A 25,837-nucleotide genomic window follows, 5' to 3' on the forward strand; every position below is an offset into this window, starting at 1 on the left:
GCAAACGCCGCCGACGCCAGCGGGCCTCGCCCCTGCTGGGGAATAGTTCAACGGTAGAACAGCGGACTCTGACTCCGTCAATCTTGGTTCGAATCCAGGTTCCCCAGCCAAATCTTCCATGAGCAAGATCACAGACTTAAACTGGTGGGGCGCCCCTACCAGTTTGGCTATGTGCCATCGTGTGGCGCATCGCTGAGTCATTGCAGGATCAGCAAGGTACATCGACGCACCAGCGCGGACCGGATCGACAATCGCACACGGCGCTTGGGTGTTTCTGGACACCCTCAGCGAGTCCGTGTGACATGAATTCAGCATTGGGATCGATGAGGCAGTGCACTCAAAGGTGCGGATATTGGGGTCCGCCTTTGGGCAAATGGAAGCGTTACGCAGGCTGCCGAACAGACCAGCGCTTCCTACTCCTGGGTAATTTCATTGCCGTTCTTGAGAACCACGCCACCCCGAGGCTGTGTGATCAGATAGGCAGGCTCTTCCGGGCTCGCATTTCGGGTAACCTGAGTGCCACGAATGGTGCGCGTGGTCTTTTCCGTAAACACCTGCTCGATACGACCATGGGCCCAATGCGCTCCCCAGCGCCATTTGACATTCGTCCCGATCTGCAGATGCGCCATGTTCATGTCCTCACTCTTGAGGAATACGCCAGGAAAACCATTGGTTGCAATCGGCAACGGTTCTGGCGTTGCCGCCCGGCAAGATGGGCTGGATTCCCCGGTCCACGACCGATTTCGGTCGGTGGACGCGCCTTCGGGAGTCCCCGAAAGCGGATATCGGTATGCGGTTCAGAGAGCGGCTCAGTGGGTATTTCTCATTTGCGGCTTCGAGGCGGTCTTCCGGGGAGGGGAATATTGGTGACCTGGCAGAAGCTGGACGATCGGCAGGATTGACCATGCCGTCGGGTAGAGGGCTGAACGAGCTATCGGATTGATGCAGATCAACAATCTCGACGTCTTGGCTGAGTAGCATCGCGGCAACCGTCCGTGGGAGTTGGCCATGTCCCTGACACGCCTTTTGCTGGCATGCGGCATCGTCGGCGCCGCGTTCTTCATCGCAATGGATTTTGTATCCTCGTTCTGGCTCTATCCCGGATACGACTATACGGCGCAGCAGGTGAGTGAGCTGTCCGCCATTGGTGCGCCGTCACGCAACTTCTGGATGGCAATGGGCTTTCCCTACGCCGGGCTATCATTCGCCTTCGCCCTTGGCGTCTGGCGTGCCAGCGCGGGACGGGTGAGCCTCAGGACGACCGCAGTGCTGATAGGGCTCTTTGCCCTGAACTCATTTGTCTGGGGCTGGGTTGCACCCATGCACATGCGTGGAACGGTCGTCTCTACGACCGACACGATGCACATTGTCCTGACCATCGTGGCCGTGGTGCTTATGGTCACGTTCATGACGACTGGGGCCAGCGCGTTTGGCCGCGGCTTTCGCCTGTTCTCGATACTGACAATGCTGGCGATGGTGGTCGCTGGCGGCGTGGTTGGCACGCAGATCTCCGCCATTGCGCAAGGCCTGCCAACACCCTGGATGGGTCTTGTCGAACGCGTCAGCGTCTATGCCCCCTCGCTCTGGATGACGGTGCTGGCAGTGATGCTGTTGCGCGGGAACGCGACAGCCCGGATCGCCAAGCCCGGGGCCATGCGGGGATAGCGCGTGGCCGTACACCCCGAACGACTTGGGTGCACCCGTCAGGGAGGTTGAGCATGTTCTGGTTATTGGCAGGTGTCGCCCTTGTGGGCCTGGGTCTCTGCCTAACCGCGTGGACGACCAGCCTGGTCCGTGTCTTCGAGAAACGCAGGGCCAAGGCAACTGCCATTCCCCGTCACGAAACGAGGAGCCTAGCCGAGGCCGACATCGCCCATCTGCCCCCACCAGTCCGTCGCTACATCGCGCTGACCGGCTCGATCGGGCGACCGGTGGTCACCGAGATCACGCTCAAATTCGAGGCCACGATGTATGACGCCCCGGGTGCGGCCGGCATGTCCGGGCCGGTGGCGCAGTATGGACGCTTCGATCTGCCCCGGCGGCTGTTCCTGATGACGACGCGGATGAGCGGCTTGCCGGTCGCGGTTTTGCATGACTTCGACACTGACCAGGCGACAATGCGAGTACGCTTGGCGGGACTGGTCAACGTCGTCGATGTCGCCGGGCCGGACCTCACCCGAACCGAAACGGTCACGATCCTGAACGACCTCTGCTTCCTTGCGCCCTCGCGCCTGGTCGACCCGCGCCTGACATGGACCCTGGTCGATGACACCCGGGCCAAGGTGGCCTTTACGCTGGGTCCCAGTACCGTCTCGGCGGAACTGGTCTTCAATGATGAGGGGGAGTTGGTGGATTTCGTTTCCCAAGACCGGGGCAGGCTGGAAAAGGACGGCTCCCTGCGCGTGTTGCGCTGGACGACACCATTCTCGACCTACCGCAATTTTGGTGGATGGCGCCTCGCCAGCGAGGGCGAAGCCATCTGGCATCTGCCTGAAGGACCGTTCACCTATGGCAGGATGCGTCTCACGCACTTCAAGGCGCGGTAATGGGGCAGGGGCCTTCATCGTGACCGCATGCGTCGAGAGATATAAGCGTGCAGACCCCGATTCTTCGATCGAACTGTGTGGGTCGGTTGGTGCTGCCCGCATCGGCACTCGAGCCCCTCACAGTGACCCACACACGCCAGGTCGGCCCGGTCGTCCCGCTCGCATCCAATTGGGGGCGTGGAGGGTTTTCGGGGGGCAACAGCGCGATGGCTGGGTCGGCGGGGCCAGAGAGCCGCCATCCTCCAGTCTCAGGATGTCTTGACCTGTCTCTGTTCGATCCTGTCCTTGCTGCCGCACACCACTCTCGTCGAGCGGATTGACCCGGTCGCGATATGGGTGGCGCCCGGCGGCTGGCCGGACCAGCGCCGCAGGTTTGCAGGAATTGTTACCTCGTGTGCAGCTGCGGCTACTTTTTCGCAAACAACTGGCGCGGAAGATGATTTCGCCTGATGCCGCTGCTATCGGCTGATCCCGTGAGGCTTGCGGCTTGTGTCCCGGCTGCATCTGTCGGTGACAACTCCTCTGCCCGATGCGCTGGCGCCTGAGCACGCCTGCCCATATGGGGAGCCAGGGTGTCGTCGTTCTATTGCGCTTTCAGTCGGGTTCTGACGGCCACGCTGCTCGTGCTCGCTGCCATGGTGGTGAGCATGCCCGTCGCGTGGGCGATGTCGAATGGCTGCGCTGCGATCAATCAGACTTGGGGCGCCGGCGTCACGCTGCCGAATGCGTTCAGCGACTACATGACCTATCAATACCAGCTCACCCAAGGCGAGACGGTAACCTATTTCGTCCGCTCGCAGGTGTCACCCGTGGCTGGCGGCAATACGTTCCAACTCCAGCCCTCCTGGGGCGAGCTAGTCTTGCTCGACGGCAGCATGAGCCAGGTCCAGGAGATCAGTGGCGTGCGCCAGGCGCCATTCAATGGCGCTGAAGTGCAGATCGACATGTTCTCCAACCCTGACACCAGAATTTACGCCATGGTGACTTGTGAAGGGTCAGAGCCCAAGATCACGTCCATTACCCCATCGACGACCAATGCTGCCGCCCCCGAAATGCTGGTCATCCGCGGCAAGAACCTGTCCGATACGAGCGGCCTGAAGTTTGGCACCTTCGATGCCTTTCCCTATGTCCGCTTGTGGAGCCCCGAGCAGCTCGAGGTTCAACTGCCGGCCCAGGCCGTTGGCACGGTCAATGTGGTCGCGCAATCATCGCAGGGCTACAGTGCTTCGTCAGCTGCAACCAAGGTGACCTTCGCCCTGGCGCCCGGCGCGCCGACCATCAGCAGTGCCATTGCGACAGGCACCACAGCCGAGGTCGCCTTCAGCACCCCGCCCAGCAATGGCGCAGCGATCCTTGACTATACAGTGGTCGCCACGCCCGGAAACCGTTCCGTGACCGGAGCCGCGAGCCCGCTGAGCATCGCGGGGCTGGACACCGGCACGAGCTACACGTTTGCGGTGACAGCGCGGAACGTCATCGGCAGCAGTGCGCCTTCCGTCGCAAGCGATTCCCTGCTGATCAAGACACCGCAGTCGATCACCTTTGCGCCGCCGCCCGCCATCGCCTTTGGCGCGACCACCACTGTGACGGCCAATGCTAGTTCGGGCCTCGATGTCAGTTTCTCGACCACAACGCCCGCGATCTGCCAGGTCGACACGCGCGGAGCGGTGACCCCGGTTCTGGCCGGCGACTGTGTCATCCACGCAGACCAGGCCGGCGACAACACGGTCGCGCCCGCACCGCGTGTGACACAGACGCTTGTGATAACGGCGGTCGTGCCGCAGGCGCCGGTGCTGACCGGCGTCACGCCCGGCAATGGCTCTGCCACCGTGGCCTTCACAGCGCCCAGCTTCACCGGCGGCGCCGCGCTTGGCGCCTATCGCGTCACGGCCACGCCAGGCGGTGCGGCGGTGGATGGTGCATCGAGCCCGATCACCGTGCCTGGCCTGACCAATGGCGTTACCTATCGATTCAGCGTGACGGCCTCCAATTCCGCCGGGGCCAGTGTCTCGTCAAACCAAAGCGGTGACGTGACGCCCAGGGCCACGCAAACCATCACCCTGTCTGACCCGGGTACAGTACGTGTCTCCGATAATATCACCATCACCGCCACCGCCAGTTCGGGCTTGACCGTGGCGCTCAGCACCCTCAGCCCGGCCATCTGTACGATAGCGCCGAGCGGCGTCGTCACCCTCTTGTGGGCCGGAACCTGCAGCATTGTCGGCCAACAGGCGGGTAACCAAAGCGTTGAGCCCGCCCCGCAGGTCAATCGCGACTTCGCCGTGCTCGCCACGCTGCCGGGGGCACCAACCCAGGTATCCGCGGTTGCCGTACAGGGCCAGGCAACAGTCAGCTTCAGCGCGCCCGCATTCACCGGCGGCGTCGATATCGATAGCTATACCGTCACGGCCAGTCCCGGTGGCGCAAGCGCAACTGGCGCTGCCAGCCCCATTACCGTGATGGGCCTGACCGATGGCACCGACTACAGCTTTGTGGTCAGCGCCACCAACCGCATTGGCACCGGCACCGCATCCGATCCCAGCGGCACCACCACGCCCAAGAGCCCTCAGACCATAACCCTGGGCGATCCGGGCGGGGTGCCCTTCGGCCCCGCCATCACGCTGGTCGCCAGCGCCAGCTCCCGCTTGGCCCTGACATTCGCCACCACCACCCCGGCGATCTGCACGGTCAATGCATCGGGCGTGGTCAGTCTGGTGAGCCCTGGTCTCTGTACCATCACGGCGGACCAGCCTGGCGACAGGGCGTTCCTGCCCGCGCCGCAGGCCTCGGTCAGCTTTCCGGTGCAGGCCGTCGTGCCGGACGCCCCGACCCAGGTGAGCGTTCAGGCCGGTGATCGCCAGGTGGCAGTGAGCTTTGTCGCACCCGCCTTCACGGGCGGCAGCCCCGTCTCGCGCTATACGGTGACAGCCCAGCCTGGCGGCGCCACGGCATCCGACACGGCAAGTCCCATTGTCCTGGCGGGCCTCAGCAATGGCGTCGCCTATAGCGTCACCGTCACCGCCATCAATGGAGTGGGCACCGGGCGGGCCTCGTTGGCCAGCGCCGCAGTCACCCCGCAGGCCAGCCAGGTGATCAGCTTCACCAATCCTGGTCCGCGGATCATTGGCGCGACGCTGTCGCTGACGGCCAATAGCAATTCCGGCCTTCCCATCAGCTTCACATCCCGCTCGCTGGCCGTACGCACCACCACCGCGGGCGGGGCCGTCTCGCTGCTGGCCGCCGGCTCCTGCGTGATCGACGCCGCGCAGCCCGGCGATGGCGCCAACCTGCCGGCAGTCACGGTCACTCAGACGTTCCAGGTTTCCGCGACGCAACTCACGCTGGGGCCGGCGGGCGGAGCCTTGGCGTCGGCGACGATCGGCAATGCCTATAGCGTGCAACTGACCGCGAGCGGCCAGTCGGGGACGCTCGTCTGGTCCCTGCGGACCGGGCGCTTGCCGGATGGGCTGGCACTCGACTCCAGCACGGGCCTGATCTGCGGCACGCCGCTCGCCTCGGCGCTCGGAACGCAGAGCTTCGAGATCGCCGTCACCGACCAAACCGGTGGCGGGGTGGCCAGCGCCAGCTTGTCCATTCTCGTGACACCGCGCGAGATCGCAGCGCCGGCGCGTAGCATCGTCGTGCCGGGCGGAAGTACCCCGCCGCGTCTTGACCTGACAGCCGGGGCGACGGGCGGTCCCTTCTCCAGCGCCCAGATCGTCTCTGTCGACCCAGATTTCTCCGGCACGGCCGCGATCATTGCCGCGCCTGCGGTGCTGCAGTTCACGCCCAATCCGAAATTCACCGGCGAGGCCATCGTCCGCTACACGTTGACCAGCGCCATCGGCACATCGACGCTGTTCACCGTCCGATATTCGCTGTCCGCCGACGTGGCCAAGGTCACCGCGGAGCTTACTCAGATGCGGGACCAGTTCGTCACCACGCGGTCCAATCTCTGGGTGTCGGGCATTTCCGTCCCAAACTTGCAGGACCGCACGAGCGCGGTGACGGCGAACCAGCCGGGCACAGTGTCGCTGTCGCCCAGGTCGGGCAATTCGCTCACCATGGCCTATGCTGCCAGCACGCAGAACGCGGCAGTGGGGGCCGCCGAGAGCCTCGCCAAGACACCGGTGGATGATGGCGGCCTGCGGTTCTGGATTGATGGCAGCAACACCATCCATGTGCGGACCGGCAATGCCGGCGAGCGTTGGGGCAGTGCCGCCGCGCTGTCGCTGGGCGCCGACATGCTTGCCGCCAAGAACCTGTTGCTGGGCGTCTCCGTCCACGCCGACTGGATGGACGAGCAGGGGGGGCGCGAACGCAGCAAGGGCAACGGCCTGGCGGTCGGACCGTATTTCTCCGCCGGACTGTCGGAAAACCTCTATCTCGACGCCGGCCTGATCTATGGGCAAAGCTGGAACACGCTGACTGACGGCTTCTTTTCTGGCACCTTCGGCACGACGCGATGGCTGGCCCGGGCCGGGCTCAGCGGCAGCGTTGCGCTCACGGATGATCTGACCCTGCTGCCCAAGGTTGCGCTCTTCTACCTGCGCGAGGATGCCCAGGGCTATGTGGCGACCAATGCTGGCGGCACCCAGGTCACTATCCAGCCCATGCTGATCGAGCAATTGCGCGCCAATGCAGGGGCGACTTTGCGCTATCGGCTGCTCACCGACACAGGCCTGACCATCCAACCCTTTGTCGAGATTGACCTGGGCACCACGCTGTCGGCCGGCAAGTTCACCCAGTCCGCCGCGCTGTCGGGCGGGGTGGATCTGTCGGGCAGCGGCAACTGGACAATCGGCCTTTAGAGCAAGCTCTACACCGCCAACAACGGCATGATGTCGGTCTCTGCGCAGATGCGCCTGGGCCTGGGCTTCTAGGCCCGGATTGCCAAGCATCGGGCCTTGGCATTATCAAGGCCGGGCATGAATTTAGCCACCCCAGCGTCAGGAGCGCGTTTGATCGTGGGCTTGCCGCATTCGACGCTGGATACTCGGGGATTGTCGGACGCCGCGGCTCTGTCTGCTTGGCAGGAGAGCATCGGCGTGCTTTTCGACACGCGGCTCAATTCTGGCGTCGACCCGTCATTTCGGGCGCAGGTCGACGGATTCCTGCTCGGCGACGTGGCGCTTGGGCAGTGCAGTGCACCTGCGCAATGGTTCGACCGCTCGCGCCGCAGGATCGAGCGAGACAATCTCGACCACATCATGCTGCAGTTCTACGTTGAAGGCAGCTGTGGCCAGCGCGATGGCAGTTCGGACGAGCTGACCCGCCCGGGTGATCTGTGGGTCACAGACCTTACTCAGCTGCTGGCATCGGGCACAACGGCGTTCTCCAACCTCAACATCATCCTCCCCCGCAGGATCATTGCGCCGCTTCTGAGCCAGCCGCAGTCGCACCACATGCGCGTGCTCCCCGGGCAGGACCCGCTGGTCAAGCTGTTGCGCAGCCATATGCAGGCCTTGATCACCACCGCGCCAGAGATGGGAGAAGACGATGCGGTGTCGGTCCTGAGCCCCACCATTGCCCTGGCGGCCGCTGCACTCAACGGCGCCGTTGACGAAGCCGCGGCCGCACCGGTGGCATCGGCAATCATCGGCAGCATCCGTCGCCATATCGAACGCCACCTGGCCAATCCCGCGCTATCGGCCAGCGCCGTGGCCCAGCAGTTCGGCATGTCCGAGCGCAAGCTCTACTATCTCTTCGAGCCCCTTGGGGGCTTTGCCACCTATGTTCAGGACCGGCGGCTGAAACGCTGCTACGACGCGCTGATCGATCCGGATCTGCATCGGCTGAGCATTGCCGAGATCGCGGAATCCATGGGTTTCCTGCATCCCAAAAGCTTCAGCCGGGCTTTCAGCCGCAAGATAGGGATGACGGCCCGCGAAGTCCGCGCCGCCGCAGGCCAGCGAGACACCCTGCCGCCTGGGCGCAAGAACAGCGACCAATGGTGGACCTGGATCCACCACATGCGCTAACGCGCCGAGCCAAGGCCTGCGCGGATCCTTGCGAAGCGAGGCGTCCCCTGAATGGTCGGCGCGAGGACGACTTGTCACGCAGCCGTGACGCTGTTCGATTGCCGGCAAGAAACGGCCAGTTCTCAATCGCCACCATTGAGCCGCAGCCAAAACCGCGCACGCAATCGCTGCTTTCTGACACGCGACGACCAAAACCGGACAGGCTACTGTCGGCCCCCGTCTGCCGATAGTCAGAGAAGGCTGCGAGAAAGTGGTCGGCTCTGGGCGTTCTTTCGGGCGTCCGGGTTGCCTTGCACATTCCCTGAGAGCCGTCACCTGCTCCGGGTCTTCGCCTTCGGGGCCATCTAAACGGGGTACGACCCGCCTCTGCCGTTTCGCCACATGTGTCAGGGCAGGCGCAGCCGCGTCCAAGTGCGCACGGCTGATCTGGACGCCGTGATCAAACGCCTCATCCGTGACGCTTCGTAGCTGGCCCTTGATTGTCTGCGCCACCCCGATCCCTCAATCCAATAGGTCGAATTCGGGTTTCGGGCCAATCGCTGGCGCAGGGAGGTTTGTTTTGGCCGATGGGGTTCGGCGCTTGAGCCAATGAGCAGCAGCGGCGATGAGCTTATGACTGGACAAGATCGCGCTACATCAGATCGCGGGCAAGCGACTTTTTCCAGTTGCGGTCGGCTACCCGTTCCCCGTTTTCAGTGACCAACATTTTGCCGGAGAGATGAAACTGATCCTTGTCGGAATTCATCTCCGTGACGCTGTCTATGCGGATGCGCCAGCCATCGCGGCCCATTTCGTAGCTCTGGGTGAGCACATATCGGGCTGAGCTTGGATCACTGTCGGCAATGGTCAGCTCGCGCTTGAGACTGTGGCTGAGTTCGGTGCCAATATCGTCAAAGCGCAGAATGCCCTCGCCGAACAACCCGCCAATGCCTTCGGTGACATAGGTGGTGGTGCCGGCGACATGGTCCTGGCTGGACCAGCGGCGCACCGTGCCGGGATCGAGCTGGGTGACCGGGGTCGCCGGCCCATGCGCCGGGGACGGCAGCGACACTTCGGCGCTGTCGGCCGGGCGCACCGGCAGGGAGAGGGTACAGCCGGTGGTGTCGATGGTCAGCGTCGCCAGTTCCGGCGACGGCCAGACCATGGGCCAATAGGACGTGCCAATGGCGACGCGGATGGCGTGGCCGGCGGCAAAGCGATGCCCGCAATCGTTGAGCTTGACCACAACGTCATAGAATTGGCCGGGCACCAGCGGCTCAGGCTGCTCGTGGCTGTCGCGATGAGTGAGGTTGAGCACCTGATAGCTGACGCGGGTGACCGAGCCATCGGGGCGAACATCGGAGAGACGCACCGAAACTTGGGCTACCGGCTTGTCCGACGCCAGCCGCAGCGTCAGCAGGGGCGCACCAAGCACGTCAAAGCCTTCTGCCAGCACGGGCGTATCGAACACCAGGGCGCCGCCATCGTCTAGGCGCTGATCGGTGGGATGTTCGCCCACGCATCCGGTGCCCATCCATTCCCCGCCTGCCTTGCCATGGCTAAGCGGCGAGCAGATTGAGAGCATGCCTTCCGGCGCGGTGCCGATATGGAGACCATGATCAGCACCGAGACTGAAGGTGCGGGGCAGAATGGTCGGGGAGGGCCATTGCGCCTCGCCGACCCAGCGGCCGGGCGCATCGGTGCGCGTGCCGGTCGGGGCGACGCTGTCGTTGACATAGGCGCGCAGATCGGGCTCGGCCATCACGCCGGTGTCCCGGCCCTTGAGCCAATGGTCCCACCAGCGCACGGCCTCCTGCAGGAAGCCGATGGCCGGGCCGGGCACGCCGTCATGCGGATAGATATGGCCCCAGGGGCCGATGATGGCCTTGCGCGGCGTCTTGAGGCCTTCAAGCAAGCGCGGCACGGCATTGGTATAGCTGTCTGCCCAGCCGCCGATGGCCAGCACCGGCACGGTGATATCGGCGAAATTCTCGCAGACCGAGCCGTGCTTCCAATAGGCGTCATAGCGTTGGTGTTCGGTCCACAGCGCGGGAAAGAACGGCAGCTCTGCGACACGCTTGAGCCAGGCGTCGCGCCAGGCGTCGCCGACGATCTCCGGGTCGAGCGGGCGGGCTTGATAGGCCAGCATGATCGTGCCCCACCACAGATTGTCGTTGAGCAGCAAGCCGCCCATGTAGTGGATGTCGTCGGTATAGCGATTGTCGGTGGAATAGGCGGTGATCACAGCCTTGAGCGCCGGCGGGCGGCGGGCCGCCACCTGGAGGCCATTGAAGCCGCCCCAGCTCTTGCCCATCATGCCGACATTGCCATCGCACCAAGGCTGCGCCGCAATCCAGGCGATAACCTCAAGAGCATCGTCCTGCTCCTGGCGGAGATATTCATCGGCCATGTGGCCATCGCTTTCCCCGGTGCCGCGCATGTCAACGCGAATGGCGGCATAGCCATTCTGGGCGAAATAGCCGTGCATGGGTTCATCGCGGCCGCGGGTCCCGTCGCGCTTGCGATAGGGGATATATTCCAGCACGGCGGGCACTTTGGCATCGTCCTCGGGCAACCACAACCGGGCGCCGAGGCGGGTGCCGTCGGCCATGGGAATCCAGAGATGTTCGGTGATGCGGATGGTCATGGGAATTCCAGGTTCAGGCAGTGATCTGGCGCTTGGCCAGCACGTCGTCGAGCCAGTCGCGGCGCAGCTCGGGCACGGAGGTCACCAGCTCTTCGGTATAGGGGTGGAATGGCGGCTGGAAGATCTCGGCCGTAGGTCCCTGTTCGACGATCCGGCCGCGCTGCATCACGACCGTGCGGTCGGCCAAGCGGCGGACGACGCCCAGGTCATGGGTGATGAACAGATAGGATAGACCCAATTCCCGCTGCAGGCTCTTGAGCAGGCGCAGGATGTCCTCGGCCACCAGCGGGTCGAGGGCGGAGGTGACCTCGTCGCAGATGATGAGGTCTGGCTTGGCCGCCAGCGCCCGCGCAATGCAGACGCGCTGCTTCTGGCCACCCGACAGGGCGCCGGGCAGGCGGCCGGCAAAGTCCTGCGGCAGGCCGATCAGATCGAGCAAGCGCGCAACCGCCTTCTCCTTGGGCACGTCATACATGCCGAAGTAGAATTTCATCGGTCGCCCGATGATCTCTCCCACGGTCTGGCGCGGATTGAGCGCAACATCGGGCAGTTGATAGACCAGCTGGATGCGCCGCAGCTCCTCGCGCGTGCGCTGCTTGTAGGAGCGATCCAGCCGGCGCCCGTCAAAGCTGATCATGCCGGCCGAGGTCGGCATCAGCCCGGCAATGGCTCGCGCCAGCGTCGATTTGCCGGAGCCGGATTCGCCGACCACGGCTAGCGTCTCTCCACGGCGCAGGGTGCAGGATATATCGTCGAGCACAGCGGTCTTGCCGTAGTAGGCGTGCACGCCGCTGACATCGAGCAGCACATCGCCGATCTGGCGGTCGCTGGCTTCGCCCACCAGATTGCCGCGCCGCTCGGCAACGAGCATGCGCGTATAGTCATCGCGCGGGGCCTCGAGCACCTGCTCGGCCGTGCCCTCTTCCACCAGCTTGCCGTGGCGCAGCACCATGATGCGATTGGCGATCTGGGCGACCACGGCCAGGTCATGGGTGATGTAGAGCGCCGAAGTGTTGTAGCGCTGGATGAGGCTGCGCAGCAGGGCCAGCACCTCGATCTGCGTGGTCACGTCGAGCGCCGTGGTGGGCTCGTCGAGCACGATGATATCGGGCCGGCAGGACATGGCCATGGCGACCATGGCGCGCTGCAACTGGCCGCCGGACACCTGGTGCGGATAACGCTCCCCAAATGTCTCCGGGTTGGGCAATTGCAGGGTCTTGAGCAGTTCGAGCTTCCAGGCTTCGGCCTCGGGCCGGCTCATCTTGCCGTGGTAGAGCGCGCCTTCGATGATCTGCTCGCCGATGCGGATGGCCGGGTTGAAGGCGGCGGCCGCCGATTGGGCGACATAGGCAATGCGCGCGCCGCGCATCGCCTCGCGGCTGGCGCGGCTGCCGTCCATCAGGGAGGTGCCGCCGATTTCGATACTGCCACCGATGATGCGGCAGCCGCCGCGGCCATAGCCCATGGCAGCCAGGCCAATGGTTGATTTGCCGGCGCCCGATTCCCCGATCAGTCCCAGCACTTCGCCGGGCGCCAGATCGACATCAATGCCGTCGACCAGGATGGCGCCATTGGGGGCCGCGACGCGCAGGCCGCGGACCGTCAGCACGTTGTTTGGTGACTGGCTCATCGGTCGGCTCCCTGAGTAGTGCCGCCGGAGCTGAGCAGCCAGTCGACCACCAGATTGACCCCAATGGTGAGGAGCGCAATGGCGGCCGCCGGGAACAGCGGCGCGTAAAGGCCATAGAGAATGGCCTGCTGGTTGTCCTTGACCATGCCGCCCCAGTCCGCGAACGGCGGCTGGATGCCGAGGCCCAGGAAGGACAGGCCCGCGACGAACAGGAAGGTGAAGCAGAAGCGCATGCCGAATTCGGCAATCAGCGGCGGCAGGGCATTGGGCAGGATTTCCCTTGTGATCAGCCAGCCCAGGCTTTCACCGCGCAGACGAGCCGTCTCGGCATATTCGAGCACGCTGATGCCCTGGGCCACGACGCGGGCCAGGCGGAACACACGGGTGCTGTCGAGCAGGGCAATGGTGAAGATCAGCACCGGCACCGAGGAGCCCAGCGCCTGCAGCACCACCAGCGCCGAGATCAGCACCGGAATGCACATCACGGTGTCAACGATGCGCGACAGCACCGTGTCGACCCAGCCGCCGAACAGGGCCGCAATAAAGCCCATCGGAATGCCGATGCAGAACGAGATCAGCGAGGCGGCCAGCGAGACGCCGATTGACATCTGCGCGCCGGCCAACAGGCGCGAAGCCATGTCGCGGCCATTCTGGTCGAGCCCGAACCAGAACTGGGCCGAGGGCGGATCAAAGGGCGCGCCCACGATCTCGTTCTGGCCATAGGGGGCCAGCATGGGCCCGAAGACAAAGACGAGGAGGTTGAGCGTCACGATAACGAGGCCCAGCCAGGCGGAAAAGGGAATGGCCTTGAGCTTGCTGGTCATCTTGGGTGCCTCAGGCGCGGATTGAGGGCAATGGCGACAATGTCGGCGATGGAATTGAGGATGACATAGGCCGCCCCGAACACCATGGCCGCCGCCTGCACCAATGGCAGGTCGCGCTTGGCGACGGCGTCGACCATGAAGCGCCCCAGCCCGTTGTAGTTGAAGATGGCTTCGACCAGCACCACGCCGGTGATGAGATAGGCGACGTTGAAGGCCACCACATTGACGATGGGCGCGGCAGCATTGGGCAGCGCATGGCGCAGCACGACGCGGCGGGTGCGCAGGCCCTTGAGAAAGGCCGTTTCGACATAGGCCTGGTCCATCACCGAGAGCACGGCGGTGCGCGTCATGCGCATCATCTGTGCCACAGTGACCAGCACCAGCGTCAGGGCCGGCAGGGTGGTGGCGCGCAGCCAATCGGGGAAGCTCATGCCGGCATAGGTGTCAGCGAGGCTCGGCAACAGGTTGAACTGCACCGAGAGGAACAAGATCAGCAGCAGGCCCAGGAAATATTCGGGCAGCGACACGAAGGCGAGTGCCACGATGTTGATCGTGCGGTCGAACAGGCTGCCGCGGCGCACGGCGGCCGCCAGGCCCAGCAGCACGGCAATCGGCACCGAGACGACGGCGGCATAGGCGGCTAGCGCCATGGTATTGCCGAAGCGCGGCCAGAGCAGATCGGCCACAGGCTGGCGATTGGCCAGCGACATGCCGAGATCACCGGTGACGAAGCCATGTAGCCAGCTCAGATAGCGCTGCCAGGCGGGAAGATCGAGGCCGAGATCCTGTCGGAGAGCAGCCAGCGATTCCGGCGTTGCATTCTGTCCGAGAATTGCCGAGGCGACGTCGCCAGGCAGGAGCTGGGTGCCCGCGAAAATCAACGCGGACACCAGCAGGAGCGTCAGGATCCCCAGCGCAACACGCTTAAGGATGAGTTGGATCATTATGCTTCGAGCCAGACCTTTTCGGCCAGGCGCGCACCCATGAAGTTGAACATCGGATGGGTGGTCACGCCGCCCAGCTTGGTCGAAACGGCGTCCAGATAATCGCCAAACATCGGGATCATCGCACCACCATCATCGGAAATCAGCTGCTGCAGCTCAGCATAGATTTCCTTGCGCTTGGCATTGTCGAGCAGCGCGCGGGCCTCGACCAGCTTGGCGTCGAACGTCTCGTTCTTCCAATGCGTGTCGTTCTGCGCCGAGGTGGAGGAATAGGCAATGGTCAGCATCTGGTCAGCCGTGGGGCGGCCGCCCCAATAGCCCATCGAGAACGGCGCCTTCATCCACACATTGGACCAGTAGCCGTCCGAGGGTTCGCGCTTGATCGAGAGGGATATGCCCGAGGCAGAAGCCGAGGACTGGAAGATGGCGGCCGCGTCGACGGCGCCCGAGAAGGCTGCGTCAGAGGCCGAGAGCTCGATGCTCAGGCTGTCGAGTCCGGCTTCCTTGAGGTAGAACTTGGACTTTTCCGGATCATAGGCGCGCTGGGGCAGATCGGCGGCATAGAAGGGGTCGGTCTTGGGAATGGGGTGGTCATTGCCGAGCTGGCCATAGCCGCGCAGGGCAGTGGTCAACAGCTGCTCGCGGTCGATGGCATATTTGATGGCCATGCGGACATTGTTGTCGGTGTAGACGCCCAGGGTGCAGTCCATCAGGAAGGTGAAGTGCTGACCACCGGCCGACTGGATCACCGTCAGGTTCGGATTGCGCTTGAGCAGATCGACGGTCTTGAAGTCGAGCTGGTTGATGGCATGCACCTGGCCGCTCATCATCGCATTGGTGCGGGCGGCGATATCGTTGATGACGATGACTTCGACGGCATCGACCCAGGCGGTATCGGGCTTCCAGTAGCTTTCATTGCGGGTGAAGCGGGCGCGCACGCCGGGTTCATAGCTTTCGAGCACGAAGGGGCCAGTGCCGACGGGCTTGGTCCAGTCTTCAAAGCCTTCCGGCACGATCAGGAAGTGATAGTCCGACAGGATATAGGGCAGGTCGGCATTGCCGCTGTCCAGGACGATCTTGATCTGGCTGTCGGAGACCTTGACCACATCGGTGAACTGGCCGGCGGTGGAGCGCGCGGCAGAAGTCGAGGCCTCGCCGCGATGCAGGTTCAGCGAATAGAGGATGTCTTCGGCGGTCAGCGTCTTGCCATTGTGGAAGGTGACGCCCTGGCGAATGTTGAAGGTCCATTCCTTGGCGTCGGCCGAAGGTTCCCAGCTCTCAAACAGCTCGGGCTGGACCTGGTTGTCCTTGTCGATCTCGACCAGGCCGTTGAACACCATATAGGCCTGATTCACAGGCACCCAGTCATTGAGCACGCGAATGTCGAAGGTGTCGGTTGTCGAACCGCCGCCGATGCCCAGCTTGAGCACGCCGCCGCGCTTGGGCGTTGCCTCCTGCGCGAAGGCTGCGGGAACGATGAGCCCGCTGGCCAATGTGGTGAGTGCCAGGCCTGCGGTGCCGGCCATGAACTGGCGGCGGCTCAGGTCGAATGACGACGTGTTCTGCGACATTTTCCTACCTTGTAGTCTTTGACTGTCCACGCTCCACCAGGGCGGCGGAGGCGGTCCCCTGAGGCGGAATACTAGTGGGGAAATAGCCGCGCCCGGCATGACATAAAGTCATACCCCCATCGGAAACCAGCGTGTGGCGAACGCCTGATATCCCCGCTAGATGGCGCCTTGCTCCGGCCGAGGACACGCCATCGTGGACGTGCCTTTTTCCCCTGCGCCGGGCATGCTGGCGCGCCAGATCCGGTGCGCCTTGGAGGAGATGACATGGAGCTTGCGACGGTCGTTGGGCTCATTGGCGCTGTGGCCTATCTGGCGGGTTATGCTCTCATCCAGATGCGCATTCTATCCATCGATGACGGGCGCTATGCCGCGCTCAATGTGCTAGGCGGCGTGGCGCTGATATACTCTCTGCTGTGGAGCTTCAACCTCGGCTCGTTCTTGACTCAGGTTGCCTGGCTGATCTTCACCATCGTGGGCTATTTCCATAGCCGCCATCATCAGCGCAAGGCGGCCGCAGCCTCTGTGGTGCTGACCGAAGCCGCGAACGACACCGAGAGCGTGTCACAGGCGCCGGCGGCCTGAGTGTCATCCAACATCGCCCACATTATGGGCGATCAGCCAGTCCGACACCTCGCGCACGATACGACGCTGGTGCCGGTCGGCCGGGCGCATCAGGTAAAAGCGCCCACCAGACTGCATCATATGCTCATGTGCTGGCACGAGCGTGCCGGCCTCAAGCTGCTCGCGGATCAGCCAGGTCCAGCCCAACACATATCCGCCACCCTGCATGGCCGCTGCCACGCACAGACCATAATCGCCCAGCAACCAGCGGCGCATGGGGGGAGGCGGCGCAATACCGGCGCTTTGCCACCATTGCGGCCAGTCCTGCCATTCGCGCATCACATCCTCGATGCCGATGGCGACCGGATTGGCGACTTCGAGCAGCGGCGGTAGGCCAGGCGCTGAAACCGGCACGATTTCCTCGCGCCCCAGCACCGTTATATTGACGCCCACGGGCCGTTCGCTGCGATAGAACACTGCCAGGTCGAATTCATCCAGCCGCAGGTGCACGATGTCGTCGGTCACCTTGAGGCGCAGTTCGAGCCCGGCGATCTCGCGCTGCATGCGCGTCAGTCGCGGCATGAACCATTGATCGGCAATGCCGCGCGAGCAGGCGATGGTGATCTGGCGCGGGCCGGCCCAGCTGCGGATGCCCTCGGTGACGGCGGCAACATCGCCAAGCGCGCGTGAGATGTCGACGGCATAGGCCTCGCCAACCGGCGTCAGATGCACGCCGTGCACGGCGCGAGCAAACAGCTTGGAGCCGATGAAGGACTCCAGCTTGCCGATCTGCCGGCTGACTGCGCTCTGTGTCAGCCCCAGCTCGACGCCGGCGCGCGAGAAGCTGCCAAGCCGCGATGCGGCTTCGAACACGACAAGAGCATTCAGCGGAGGCAATTTTCCGAGTTTGGCCATAGGCACCCTTCTAAACAGAAGCTTGGCGCGGGACTACCACGCAGCAAGTTGGCGAAGAAGAGCCAGTGTCCATCGTGGTGTCTAGGCGTCACGCTCCATCCTGCGTCGTGCTCCACCAGTCAATTCGCTACACGCTGCTGACAGAGGTCTTGCGTTCACGTCGTCCGCCGGTCCGGCTCGACGAATGAACCATGGCCTTTGCCATGTTCAAGCAAAAGACCCATGGATCATGCATATTCTTGGCGACCGGCCGCACGGTCCCACCCGACGATCCTGATCGGCGCCCAGTCCATTGCCGCTATCAATCGCGGTCCATCTGGCAAGTGTTTGCCGCCTAGGACGCTTCGAGCGCTGAACCGACCAGGCTGAGCCGACACTGTTCATGCAGTGCTTGAACATAGACATTCTTGGCCATGAACAAGGCCTGTCCAAAATAGACTTTGACCGGCGGCAAGACGTCGATCTTGACCTGCGTCAGGCCGACGTCTTCTGGCCCCACGCACCAGGCGGGGATGATGGCAAACCCAAGGCCGCTCTCCACGCACCGCTTGACGCTCGAACTGCCCGATGCCGACGTCGACGCCTCGGTCTGGCCTCCGCCCTTTGCCAGAAAATCCATCGCCATGTTGCGCAGCGTCTGCCCCGGCTCGTAGGTCACCAGGGGCTTGCCGCGCGACCACTCCGGAATGTCTGCCGGCCGCGGCGCCGGTCCCCAGCTTCGCGGATAGACCAGGTTCAGGTGATAGGTGCCGAGCAGGCTCTGTGGCACGACAGGGTCACCGAAGAAGCGTTCATTAATGCAGACGTCCAGGCTGCCGTTCTTGACCAGTTCGGCCAGTGACGTGTCGCGCTCATAGGCGATCAGCTCGACGCTGGGAAACCGGGCATGGAAGGCGGCCAGCACCGCAGGCATGAGGTAGTAGAAGATGGCCTGCGGCAGGCCGATCCGCAGCACCGGGCGCTGGCTGGTCACCACCAGCGCCAGTCGCTCCAGCATGATTTCCAGCTCAGGATGCAACAGGTTGTAGAGCGCGACGCCGCGCGGCGTCAGGCGGATCTTCTTGGCCCCCTGGTCGGACTCCACGAGCCGCTCATTCATGACCTGTTCGAGCCGACGCACATGGTTGGCGGCAGACTGGTAGCTCAGGTTCAGTTCACGCGACGCCGCTGAATAGGATCCATGCCTGGCCACCAGGTAAAAGGTCTGGATCAGCGTGAGATTGATTTCTGCCATGGGCTCGGCGCTCCTGCGGCTGATCATAGAGAGCGCGCGCCGGCGAGCAAGCGACGGCGGACCGAAAGGTCTACAAATATGCTGCGCTTCACCCCCGTTTCATTTGTATCGACGCTTTCGGCAGGGGTGCTCCATTCTGACCGGACCAGTTCATTCCGTGTTGGCGACATGCTCCATCCACAAGGCAATTCTCCCAGATCGTCGCGGTCCGTCGCCATTGTCGGCGCTGGCATCGTCGGCATGTCGGCGGCCCATTTCCTGTCGCGCGCTGGCTGGCAGGTGACGGTCTATGATGCCGGTGTCGTCGCCTCGGGCGCCACCGGTTCGGCAGATGGTGCTGTCTCGGTGGCCAGCAAGAAGCCTGGTCCGCTGATGACCCTGGCTGTCGCGGCCGTGAAATTCTACGAGCAGCTCATCGCTGAAGGCGTACTGGTGGATGAATATCTGCCGCGCTCGACCTTCGTGGTCGCGTCCGATGATGAAGAACTGAGCGTGCTCGAACGACATGCGGGGGAGCTGGAAGCGGCCAGCGTGCCGATCCGTATGCTCAGGGGTACGGCACTCACCGAGGTCATTGGCGCCGCCGCGCCGACAGCCATTGCTGCGGCGGAAGTGCAGCGTGAGGGCCATGCGGTTGGCTACCGCGTGGTTGAACGGCTCCGCCGGCTCGGGGGCTTTGCCATCCGGCGCAACTGCCGCGTCTCCGGGTTCACATCCAGCAACGGCCACATCACCGGCGTGATCACCGAATGCGGCACCGAACAGGCCGATGCCGTCCTGTTGGCCACGGGCATCGGTTCGATGCACTTCCTCGCCGAATCCGACCTGATCCGTCCGCGCAAGGGGCAGCTGATCGTCACCGATCGCGCCGGTGCGGATAGCCCTCATTTTCCCGGCCCGCTGATGTCCTGCCGATACCTTGTCAGCAAAGGCAGCCAGCCGGCCAATAGCGCCGCGGCATCCCGCTCCCTGGGCCTTGTCATCGACCCGCTCCGCACCGGCCAATTTCTCATCGGCGGGTCCCGCGAGGACCGCGACGACAGGGAGACGGCCGATGGCGATATTGTCGCTGCGCTGTTGCGCGACGCCGTGGCGCTATCGCCGTCATTGGCCCGATTGCGCGTCATCCGCGTCTTCTCTGGTCTGCGCGCGGCAACCCGCGACGGCATGCCCATCGTGGGTCGTGTCGGTGGCGCTGATAATCTATGGATCGCGACGGGCTTTGAAGGCGATGGCATCTGCCTCGGCCCGCTGATGGGGCGTCTATGCCAGCAGATGATCTGCGGCGAGCCGCCGGATCAGGATATTTCCGCCCTGGACGCCACCCGGTTCAGGCTAACCCTGGCGGCCGCTGCATGAGCGAGGTCCCCAGCTTTCTCTTCGACGGTAAGGCCATCCCTCATACCGGCAACGAAACCATTGCGGCGGCGCTTGATCGCGCCGGCATCCACACGCTCGGCACGGGTCAGGCCGGTTGCGCCGGCCGCTACTTCTGCGGCATTGGCGCCTGCCAGGCCTGTCTTGTCATCGTCGATGGGACGCGCATGGAAGCCTGCCTGACGCCCGCGCGCAGCGGGCTGACCGTCAAACGTTTTGTGCCGGTGTCGTCATGAGCGGTCCCCAAGCCCTCGTTATTGGTGGAGGCCCAGCTGGAGTTTCGGCCGCGGTGGCGCTGGCCCGGGCCGGCATTGATGTGACGCTCTGCGAGCAAGGTCCGCGCCTCGGCGGCGCCATCCATCGGCAACCAGACGATCAAACGCAATCCGTTCGCGTCCCACGCGCGCACAAGCAGCGCTGGCAGGCCCTGTCCGATGAACTGGCCGCAAGCACGGTAAAGGTGCTGTGCCGACACATGTTTGCCGGCATCGAGGCGACCGGTGCCGTGCTGCTCGAAGATCGCAACACCGGCCGCCTGGTTACCCGACGCCCCGCCGCGCTGGTCCTGGCCATGGGGGCCATCGAGCGCGTGGCGCCCGTGCCGGGCTGGCATCTGCCCGGCGTCGTCAGCGCCGGCGGTCTGCAGGTGATGATGAAGTCGACCGGCAGGGCACCCAGTGGCGCGGTGCTGATTGCCGGGTCCGGCCCGTTGCTGGTGGCACTTGCCGCACAGATGGCCTCGCTGGGCAATGCGCCGGTTGCAGTGCTCGAGCGCAGTCCCAGGCTTATGTCGCTCCGCGTCATCGCTAGCCTGCTGCGAACGCCTGCCTATCTTCGGGAGGCCGCTGGCTATGTGGGAACTCTGGTGCGTGCGGGTTGTCTTCCCCAGCGCGGCGCCTTTGTCACCGCCATCGTGCCCAAAGACGGGCGCCTCTCGGTTTCGGTGCGGGATCGGGGTGGCCGGGAACGCCAGCTGCTCGTCGACCGCGTGGCCTTGCATGATGGTCTGCTGCCCAACAGCAACGGAACGGCGGCGCATCCCAATGGACCGTTCCTTGTGCGTGCCGGCGATTGCCGGGAGGTGCTGGGCGGCGCCGCTGCCCTTGCCGATGGCCGCCTCGCCGCACAGGCTGTCCTCGCCCATTTGGGCAAGCGCGGTTCCGACAGCACGGGGGCAGAATTGGCCATGGCGCGGGAGCGCCAGGCCCAGGCCGCCCTCAATACCCTGTTCGACTATTCCGGGCGTGATCCCACTGAGTTGCCCGATGACACCATCATCTGCCGCTGCGAGGGCCGCACCCTGGGTCAGCTTCGGGCCATGCTCGACTCGCGCGACCCGGTCTCGGCGCGCGAGATAAAGCTCAATGGCCGCTTCGGCATGGGCGCCTGCCAGGGCCGCTTCTGCGCAGAGTGGGTGGCTGCGTTCGTAGCCAGTCAGCATGCCGATGGCAGCCCCCCTCAATCCTCCGAGATCGTCGGCAGCCGCTGGCCGGTCAAGCCGGTTCCCATTTCCGCCTTCGTCACGCTTCCCCCTTCACATCCGTCAGAGTGAGCGCCGTGTCCCCATTGTCCCAGCTCGTCCAATCCGGCTCCGAACACATCGAAGTCACCTCGCCATATCACGGTGGTGTGGTGGGGCTGGTTTCGGTCGCCACGCCTGCCGATATTGTCGATGCCGTCTTGCGGGCCCGTGCCGCCCAGGCCGAATTCGCTTTCTCGACGCCGTCCGAACGCCGCGACCTGCTCAACGCGCTCGCTTCTGCCATTGCCCGCGAGGCCGAACCTCTGGCCCAGCTCATTTGTGCCGAAGTCGGCAAGACCATTGCCGAGGCGCGCAATGAGGTTCGCCGCGCGCAGAACACATTGCGCTTGTCGGGGGACGCAGCCACGTTCCTGGATGGGGAGGTGCTGCACTGCGGCATCGTCGCTGGCGGCGCCAATCGCCAGGCTGTGATTACCTATGAGCCCGCCGGGGTTGTTGGCGCGATAACGCCCTTCAACTATCCGCTCAATCTGCTGTGCCACAAACTTGGCCCGGCCATTGCCGCCGGCAATGCGGTGGTGGCCAAGCCGTCGCCAAAGGCGCCACTGGCCGCGCAGCGCCTCTCCGAACTGGCTGATGAGGCGGGATTTCCTGCCGGACTGTTCCATATCGTGCATGGCGGTGCCAACCAGGCGCTGGCGCTGGCGCGCGCACCGATAGACCTGTTGAGTTTTACAGGCGGCACGGCCGCGGGGCTCGCCCTCAAGAATGCCGCGGGCCTTGTCCGCTGCCTCATGGAGCTCGGTGGCAACGACCCGCTTTTCGTCATGCCGGACGGGGACTTGCAGGCCGCCGTGCAGACGGCCGTTTCACAGCGCTACGAAATCGCTGGCCAGAGCTGTGCCGCCGTCAAGAAGTTCTATCTGCATGCCGACATCCATGATGCGGTACTGGACCAATTGCTCGAGGTTGTCCGCGGCGTGCGCCACGGCGATCCTCTCGATCCCGGTATCCAGATGGGTCCAGTCATCGATGCGCAATCGGCGACACAGGTCCAGGCTCGCGTCCGCTCGGCGGTGGAGCAGGGTGCACGCCTGCTGACGGGCGGTACAGGCACGGGATCCCTGCTCGCGCCAACCGTGGTGGCCGACGTGCCGCCGGACTGCGATCTCTTTGCGCAGGAAACCTTCGGCCCGGTCATTTCGGTCCGGCGGTTCGATGACGCCGGGTCGGCAATCGCCGAAGTCAACGCCGGCGCCTATGGTCTGCAAGCCGGCGTCTTCAGCAATGACCATGCTGTCATCAAGCAGTTTTCCCGCGATCTGCGTGTGGGGGGTGTGATGATCAATGAGGGGCCCGATTTCCGCGCCGAGCATGTCCCCTTCGGCGGCATCAAGGGGAGCGGCCTGGGCCGAGAAGGGGTTCGCATCGCCCTGCGGGAAATGAGCGAAACCAAGGTTGTCATTGACTAGGGGAGGGCGTGCCATGCGCATTGCGGTATTTGGAGCGTCCGGCCGAGTGGGCACCAGCCTTGTCGAGGCCATCCTCAGCGATCCCGGTCTGGAGCTCGCGGCAGCTCACGTTTCGCCCGGATCGCCCTGGATCGGCCGTCAGGTCGGCAGCACCGTCGTGGAATACCGGCCCGCGGAAGCGGCCATCAATGCGCATTGCGACGCCATCATCGATTTCTCGTCGCCCGCGGGGAGTCTCTATCTGCAGCGCATGGCGGGGCAGCGCCCGGTGCCAATCGTTATCGGGACGACCGGCTTTTCGGGCGACCAGCTTGCGCATATCGATGCCGCCTCGCGCTACCGTCCTATCCTGATGGGCGTCAATTTCGCGTTGGGCTTCAACGCACTTGCCCGTGAGGCCAGGCAGTTTGCCAGTGCGCATCCCGGCGCCCTGATCGCCATCAGGGAGACCTATCATCGTCGCAAGAAGCGCGCGCCCTCGGGCACTTCTCTGCTGCTGGCCCGCACCTTGAGCGAAGCGCAGGCCGCTGCGGCGGGGGGCAGTGTGCCGCAGCCGGAGATTCACGTCCACCGATCGGGCGATACGGTTGGCATAAACGAGGTGCGCTTCGACCTGGGCGATTCCGAGGTCCGTTTCACCTTCTCGGTACAGACCATTGCCGCCTATGCCCGCGGCGCCCTGGCGGCCGCTGTCCGACTGGTCCAGTCGGGCCCCGGGCCCGGTCGCTATGACGCCCTCGACATCTGATTTCTACGACAAAGGCCAAGACATGAGCACATTGAGCACGGCATTCAGCGGCGTCTTTACCGCCTTGGTGACCCCCTTCAACGAGAACGGCGTCGACTACGCCGCCTTTGATCGGCTGGTCGAGTCGCAGATCGCAGCCGGCATCAAGGGGCTGGTGCCGGTGGGGACCACCGGGGAAGCTGCCACACTGTCGCCCGATGAGGCTGCAGCACTTGTAGCGCGGACCGTCAAACTGGCGCGGGGCAGGGCCTTCGTGCTCGCCGGGGCGGGCTCAAACGACACATCACACGCTATTGCGGCGGCCCGCGCCTGCGAGGCGGCCGGAGCCGATGGCTGCCTCGTCGTCACGCCATACTACAATCGTCCCAGCCAGGCTGGCCTCGAGCGCCACTATGACGCCATAGCCGAGGCAACACACCTACCCATCATGCTCTACAGCGTGCCGGGACGCTGCGGTGTCGAGATCGCGCCGGAAACGGCGGCAAGCCTGGCCCAACGCCACAGCAATATCTTCGGCATCAAAGAGGCCGGCGGGCGCGCCGAGCGCATCAGCGAACTGCGAGCTGCCTGCGGGCCCGACTTCATCCTTCACTCCGGCGATGACGCGCTGGCCTTGCCCTTCATGTCGGTTGGCGCTCTCGGCGTGACCAGCGTGGTCTCCAATTATGCACCAAAGGAAATGGTGGCGCTGGTGGATGCCTGGCATCGCGGCGACCATGCGACGTCCCTGGCGCTGCATGACCAGATATTCGCACTCGCCAAGGCACTGTTCATCGAGGGCAACCCGGTGCCCGTCAAGGAAGCACTGGCACTCCGTGGGCAGATGTCCGGCAGCGTGCGCTCACCGCTTGCCCCGCTCGCCATCGCCAACCGCGCCACTCTGGTGGCAGCGCTGGACCGGTTTGCCGGGAGATAGAAATGACCGCCGACTCTTCCAAGAAATGCCACAAGTGCGGGCCGTCCGTTTGCATTGATGCCGCTCAGGCGCGCCTGCACTCTGAATATCGGAAGGTTGGTCAGCTTCGACCGTTCCCAGACAACGTCGTTCAGTTTTTCAGAGGGAGACTATGATGAGACTACTGACTACGCTACTCGCCGCAGCCTGCGTGGCGATCGGGTTCGCGGCCGCGCCGGCCGTCGCTCAGCAGAGCACCATCGACCAGATCAAGGAACGAGGCGTGCTCCGCGTTCCTGCCATCCTCAATGAGGACCCCTATTTCAACAAGGACCCGCGCACCGGCGAATGGCGCGGCTTCGTGATCGACATGGCCAGCGATATAGCCGCGACTCTGGGCGTGGAACTCGAAGTGGTGGAGAGCACCTGGGCCAACTCCATCCTTGATGTGCAATCGGGCAAGGCTGATATCGCGCTGGCGCTGACGGCTCTGCCGACGCGTGCGCTGTCGATCTCCTTCTCGTCGCCCACCTACTACAACAGCTTCGTCATTGTCTCGCCCAACCCCGAGCTTGCCGCAGCCACCTGGGCGTCGCTGAACGATCCTTCCATAACCGTGGCGGTAGACCTCGGTTCGGCACAGGACCTGATCACCCAGCAATACCTGCCCAAGGCCAATGTGCTGCGCTTCAAGACCCGTGACGAGGCCATCCTGGCCGTGGCCAGCGGCAAGGCCGATGCCATCGTCAACACGGTCCTGAATTCGCTCGTGATGATCAAGCGCAACGCCGCCCTGGGCCAGGTCTATGTCCCCGAGCCGGTATTGTCCTCGCCTTCGGTGATCGGCATCAACTACGCTTCCGACGAGCAGTTCAAATCGTTCATTTCGGCCTGGGCCGACTACAATCGCCGGGTTGGCAACAACCAGACCTGGATCATCAATGGCCTCGCGCCGTTCGAAATCGGGCTCGACGACCTGCCCGAGAACTTCGACCTCGGCGGCTAGTCCGTCCATGCCGGGGCGGCAGCC

20 protein-coding genes and 1 tRNA gene are annotated in these 25,837 nt (G+C 64.2%); 13 read left to right on the top strand and 8 right to left on the bottom strand.

Annotation, left to right across the window (positions count from 1 at the left end; translation table 11 throughout):
* Positions 1-36: 36 nt before the first annotated feature.
* Positions 37-110 (top strand) — tRNA-Gln (locus tag K1177_RS03005).
* Positions 111-413: 303 nt separating this feature from the next.
* Here the strand turns inward: K1177_RS03005 and K1177_RS03010 are convergent.
* Positions 414-635, bottom strand: a complete 222-nt coding sequence (locus K1177_RS03010) for a hypervirulence associated TUDOR domain-containing protein (RefSeq protein WP_224701842.1) — start codon at positions 633-635, stop codon at positions 414-416.
* A gap of 373 nt (positions 636-1,008) precedes the next feature.
* Between K1177_RS03010 and K1177_RS03015 the strand changes: the two genes are divergently transcribed.
* From K1177_RS03015 to K1177_RS03030, 4 genes are all read left to right on the top strand, one after another.
* Positions 1,009-1,665 carry a DUF998 domain-containing protein gene (locus K1177_RS03015; protein ID WP_224701843.1) on the top strand — a complete coding sequence of 219 codons (657 nt, stop codon included), beginning with the start codon at positions 1,009-1,011 and terminating at the stop codon, positions 1,663-1,665.
* A 53-nt stretch (positions 1,666-1,718) separates the two neighbouring features.
* Positions 1,719-2,546 (top strand): DUF6544 family protein, encoded by an 828-nt coding sequence (locus K1177_RS03020; RefSeq protein ID WP_224701844.1) that lies wholly within the window; start codon positions 1,719-1,721, stop codon positions 2,544-2,546.
* A 572-nt stretch (positions 2,547-3,118) separates the two neighbouring features.
* A complete protein-coding gene (locus tag K1177_RS03025) occupies positions 3,119-7,357 on the top strand; it encodes a fibronectin type III domain-containing protein (RefSeq protein ID WP_224701845.1) in 4,239 nt (1,412 codons plus the stop codon).
* A 237-nt stretch (positions 7,358-7,594) separates the two neighbouring features.
* On the top strand, positions 7,595-8,527 hold the full coding sequence (locus tag K1177_RS03030) for a helix-turn-helix domain-containing protein (RefSeq protein ID WP_224701846.1): 933 nt from the start codon (positions 7,595-7,597) through the stop codon (positions 8,525-8,527).
* A 631-nt stretch (positions 8,528-9,158) separates the two neighbouring features.
* Here the strand turns inward: K1177_RS03030 and K1177_RS03035 are convergent.
* Genes K1177_RS03035 through K1177_RS03055 form a run of 5 tightly spaced genes read right to left on the bottom strand, consistent with a single transcriptional unit; the run spans position 9,159 to position 16,122 of the window.
* Positions 9,159-11,153, bottom strand: a complete 1,995-nt coding sequence (locus tag K1177_RS03035; RefSeq protein WP_224701847.1) for a CocE/NonD family hydrolase — start codon at positions 11,151-11,153, stop codon at positions 9,159-9,161.
* Between the two features lie 13 nt (positions 11,154-11,166).
* Complete coding sequence (locus K1177_RS03040; RefSeq protein WP_224701848.1) at positions 11,167-12,783, bottom strand: ABC transporter ATP-binding protein; 1,617 nt, start codon at positions 12,781-12,783, stop codon at positions 11,167-11,169.
* On the bottom strand, positions 12,780-13,607 hold the full coding sequence (locus K1177_RS03045) for an ABC transporter permease (RefSeq protein WP_224701850.1): 828 nt from the start codon (positions 13,605-13,607) through the stop codon (positions 12,780-12,782). The genes K1177_RS03040 and K1177_RS03045 overlap by 4 nt, the downstream gene beginning before the upstream one ends.
* Positions 13,604-14,551, bottom strand: a complete 948-nt coding sequence (locus tag K1177_RS03050; protein ID WP_224701851.1) for an ABC transporter permease — start codon at positions 14,549-14,551, stop codon at positions 13,604-13,606. The genes K1177_RS03045 and K1177_RS03050 overlap by 4 nt, the downstream gene beginning before the upstream one ends.
* On the bottom strand, positions 14,551-16,122 hold the full coding sequence (locus K1177_RS03055; protein ID WP_224701852.1) for an ABC transporter substrate-binding protein: 1,572 nt from the start codon (positions 16,120-16,122) through the stop codon (positions 14,551-14,553). The genes K1177_RS03050 and K1177_RS03055 overlap by 1 nt, the downstream gene beginning before the upstream one ends.
* 264 nt (positions 16,123-16,386) lie before the next feature.
* On the opposite strand from K1177_RS03055, the gene K1177_RS03060 reads away from it, so the two are divergent.
* Positions 16,387-16,704 carry a CBU_0592 family membrane protein gene (locus tag K1177_RS03060; RefSeq protein WP_224701853.1) on the top strand — a complete coding sequence of 106 codons (318 nt, stop codon included), beginning with the start codon at positions 16,387-16,389 and terminating at the stop codon, positions 16,702-16,704.
* 3 nt (positions 16,705-16,707) lie between these two features.
* Here the strand turns inward: K1177_RS03060 and K1177_RS03065 are convergent, their stop codons facing one another.
* Together K1177_RS03065 and K1177_RS03070 are read right to left on the bottom strand one after the other, a co-directional pair.
* Positions 16,708-17,598: a LysR substrate-binding domain-containing protein gene (locus tag K1177_RS03065; protein ID WP_224701854.1), complete on the bottom strand. Its 891-nt coding sequence runs from the start codon at positions 17,596-17,598 to the stop codon at positions 16,708-16,710.
* A gap of 334 nt (positions 17,599-17,932) precedes the next feature.
* Positions 17,933-18,832: a LysR family transcriptional regulator gene (locus K1177_RS03070; RefSeq protein ID WP_224701855.1), complete on the bottom strand. Its 900-nt coding sequence runs from the start codon at positions 18,830-18,832 to the stop codon at positions 17,933-17,935.
* Between the two features lie 168 nt (positions 18,833-19,000).
* Here K1177_RS03070 and K1177_RS03075 point away from each other — a divergent pair, with 168 nt between their 5' ends.
* The 7 genes from K1177_RS03075 (at position 19,001) to K1177_RS03105 (ending at position 25,813) form a co-directional block, all read left to right on the top strand.
* Positions 19,001-20,191: an NAD(P)/FAD-dependent oxidoreductase gene (locus tag K1177_RS03075; RefSeq protein ID WP_224701856.1), complete on the top strand. Its 1,191-nt coding sequence runs from the start codon at positions 19,001-19,003 to the stop codon at positions 20,189-20,191.
* The gene (locus K1177_RS03080) at positions 20,188-20,445 is read left to right on the top strand and encodes a 2Fe-2S iron-sulfur cluster-binding protein (protein WP_224701857.1); all 258 of its coding nucleotides are present in this window, start codon (positions 20,188-20,190) and stop codon (positions 20,443-20,445) included. The genes K1177_RS03075 and K1177_RS03080 overlap by 4 nt, the downstream gene beginning before the upstream one ends.
* Positions 20,442-21,761, top strand: coding sequence for an FAD-dependent oxidoreductase (locus K1177_RS03085; RefSeq protein WP_224701858.1), 1,320 nt, complete (start codon positions 20,442-20,444; stop codon positions 21,759-21,761). The genes K1177_RS03080 and K1177_RS03085 overlap by 4 nt, the downstream gene beginning before the upstream one ends.
* A gap of 5 nt (positions 21,762-21,766) precedes the next feature.
* Positions 21,767-23,164, top strand: coding sequence for an aldehyde dehydrogenase family protein (locus tag K1177_RS03090; protein WP_224701859.1), 1,398 nt, complete (start codon positions 21,767-21,769; stop codon positions 23,162-23,164).
* 13 nt (positions 23,165-23,177) lie between these two features.
* Positions 23,178-23,912 carry a 4-hydroxy-tetrahydrodipicolinate reductase gene (locus tag K1177_RS03095; RefSeq protein ID WP_224701860.1) on the top strand — a complete coding sequence of 245 codons (735 nt, stop codon included), beginning with the start codon at positions 23,178-23,180 and terminating at the stop codon, positions 23,910-23,912.
* A 22-nt stretch (positions 23,913-23,934) separates the two neighbouring features.
* Positions 23,935-24,828, top strand: coding sequence for a 4-hydroxy-tetrahydrodipicolinate synthase (dapA, locus tag K1177_RS03100; protein WP_224701861.1), 894 nt, complete (start codon positions 23,935-23,937; stop codon positions 24,826-24,828).
* Positions 24,829-24,982: 154 nt separating this feature from the next.
* Complete coding sequence (locus K1177_RS03105) at positions 24,983-25,813, top strand: transporter substrate-binding domain-containing protein (RefSeq protein WP_224701862.1); 831 nt, start codon at positions 24,983-24,985, stop codon at positions 25,811-25,813.
* Positions 25,814-25,837 lie beyond the last annotated feature (24 nt).

Origin of the sequence: Devosia aquimaris (assembly GCF_020169335.1) — a bacterium.
GTDB lineage: Bacteria > Pseudomonadota > Alphaproteobacteria > Rhizobiales > Devosiaceae > Devosia > Devosia aquimaris.

Excerpts from the sequence above, each read along its gene's own strand:
- K1177_RS03010 (WP_224701842.1), bottom strand. The coding sequence starts at position 635 with ATGAACATGGCGCATCTGCAGATCGGGACGAATGTCAAATGGCGCTGG.
- K1177_RS03015 (WP_224701843.1), top strand. The coding sequence starts at position 1,009 with ATGTCCCTGACACGCCTTTTGCTGGCATGCGGCATCGTCGGCGCCGCG.
- K1177_RS03020 (WP_224701844.1), top strand. The coding sequence starts at position 1,719 with ATGTTCTGGTTATTGGCAGGTGTCGCCCTTGTGGGCCTGGGTCTCTGC.
- K1177_RS03035 (WP_224701847.1), bottom strand. The coding sequence starts at position 11,153 with ATGACCATCCGCATCACCGAACATCTCTGGATTCCCATGGCCGACGGC.
- K1177_RS03040 (WP_224701848.1), bottom strand. The coding sequence starts at position 12,783 with ATGAGCCAGTCACCAAACAACGTGCTGACGGTCCGCGGCCTGCGCGTC.
- K1177_RS03045 (WP_224701850.1), bottom strand. The coding sequence starts at position 13,607 with ATGACCAGCAAGCTCAAGGCCATTCCCTTTTCCGCCTGGCTGGGCCTC.
- K1177_RS03050 (WP_224701851.1), bottom strand. The coding sequence starts at position 14,551 with ATGATCCAACTCATCCTTAAGCGTGTTGCGCTGGGGATCCTGACGCTC.
- K1177_RS03055 (WP_224701852.1), bottom strand. The coding sequence starts at position 16,122 with ATGTCGCAGAACACGTCGTCATTCGACCTGAGCCGCCGCCAGTTCATG.
- K1177_RS03060 (WP_224701853.1), top strand. The coding sequence starts at position 16,387 with ATGGAGCTTGCGACGGTCGTTGGGCTCATTGGCGCTGTGGCCTATCTG.
- K1177_RS03065 (WP_224701854.1), bottom strand. The coding sequence starts at position 17,598 with ATGGCCAAACTCGGAAAATTGCCTCCGCTGAATGCTCTTGTCGTGTTC.
- K1177_RS03070 (WP_224701855.1), bottom strand. The coding sequence starts at position 18,832 with ATGGCAGAAATCAATCTCACGCTGATCCAGACCTTTTACCTGGTGGCC.
- K1177_RS03075 (WP_224701856.1), top strand. The coding sequence starts at position 19,001 with ATGCTCCATCCACAAGGCAATTCTCCCAGATCGTCGCGGTCCGTCGCC.
- K1177_RS03080 (WP_224701857.1), top strand. The coding sequence starts at position 20,188 with ATGAGCGAGGTCCCCAGCTTTCTCTTCGACGGTAAGGCCATCCCTCAT.
- K1177_RS03085 (WP_224701858.1), top strand. The coding sequence starts at position 20,442 with ATGAGCGGTCCCCAAGCCCTCGTTATTGGTGGAGGCCCAGCTGGAGTT.
- K1177_RS03095 (WP_224701860.1), top strand. The coding sequence starts at position 23,178 with ATGCGCATTGCGGTATTTGGAGCGTCCGGCCGAGTGGGCACCAGCCTT.
- dapA (WP_224701861.1), top strand. The coding sequence starts at position 23,935 with ATGAGCACATTGAGCACGGCATTCAGCGGCGTCTTTACCGCCTTGGTG.
- K1177_RS03105 (WP_224701862.1), top strand. The coding sequence starts at position 24,983 with ATGAGACTACTGACTACGCTACTCGCCGCAGCCTGCGTGGCGATCGGG.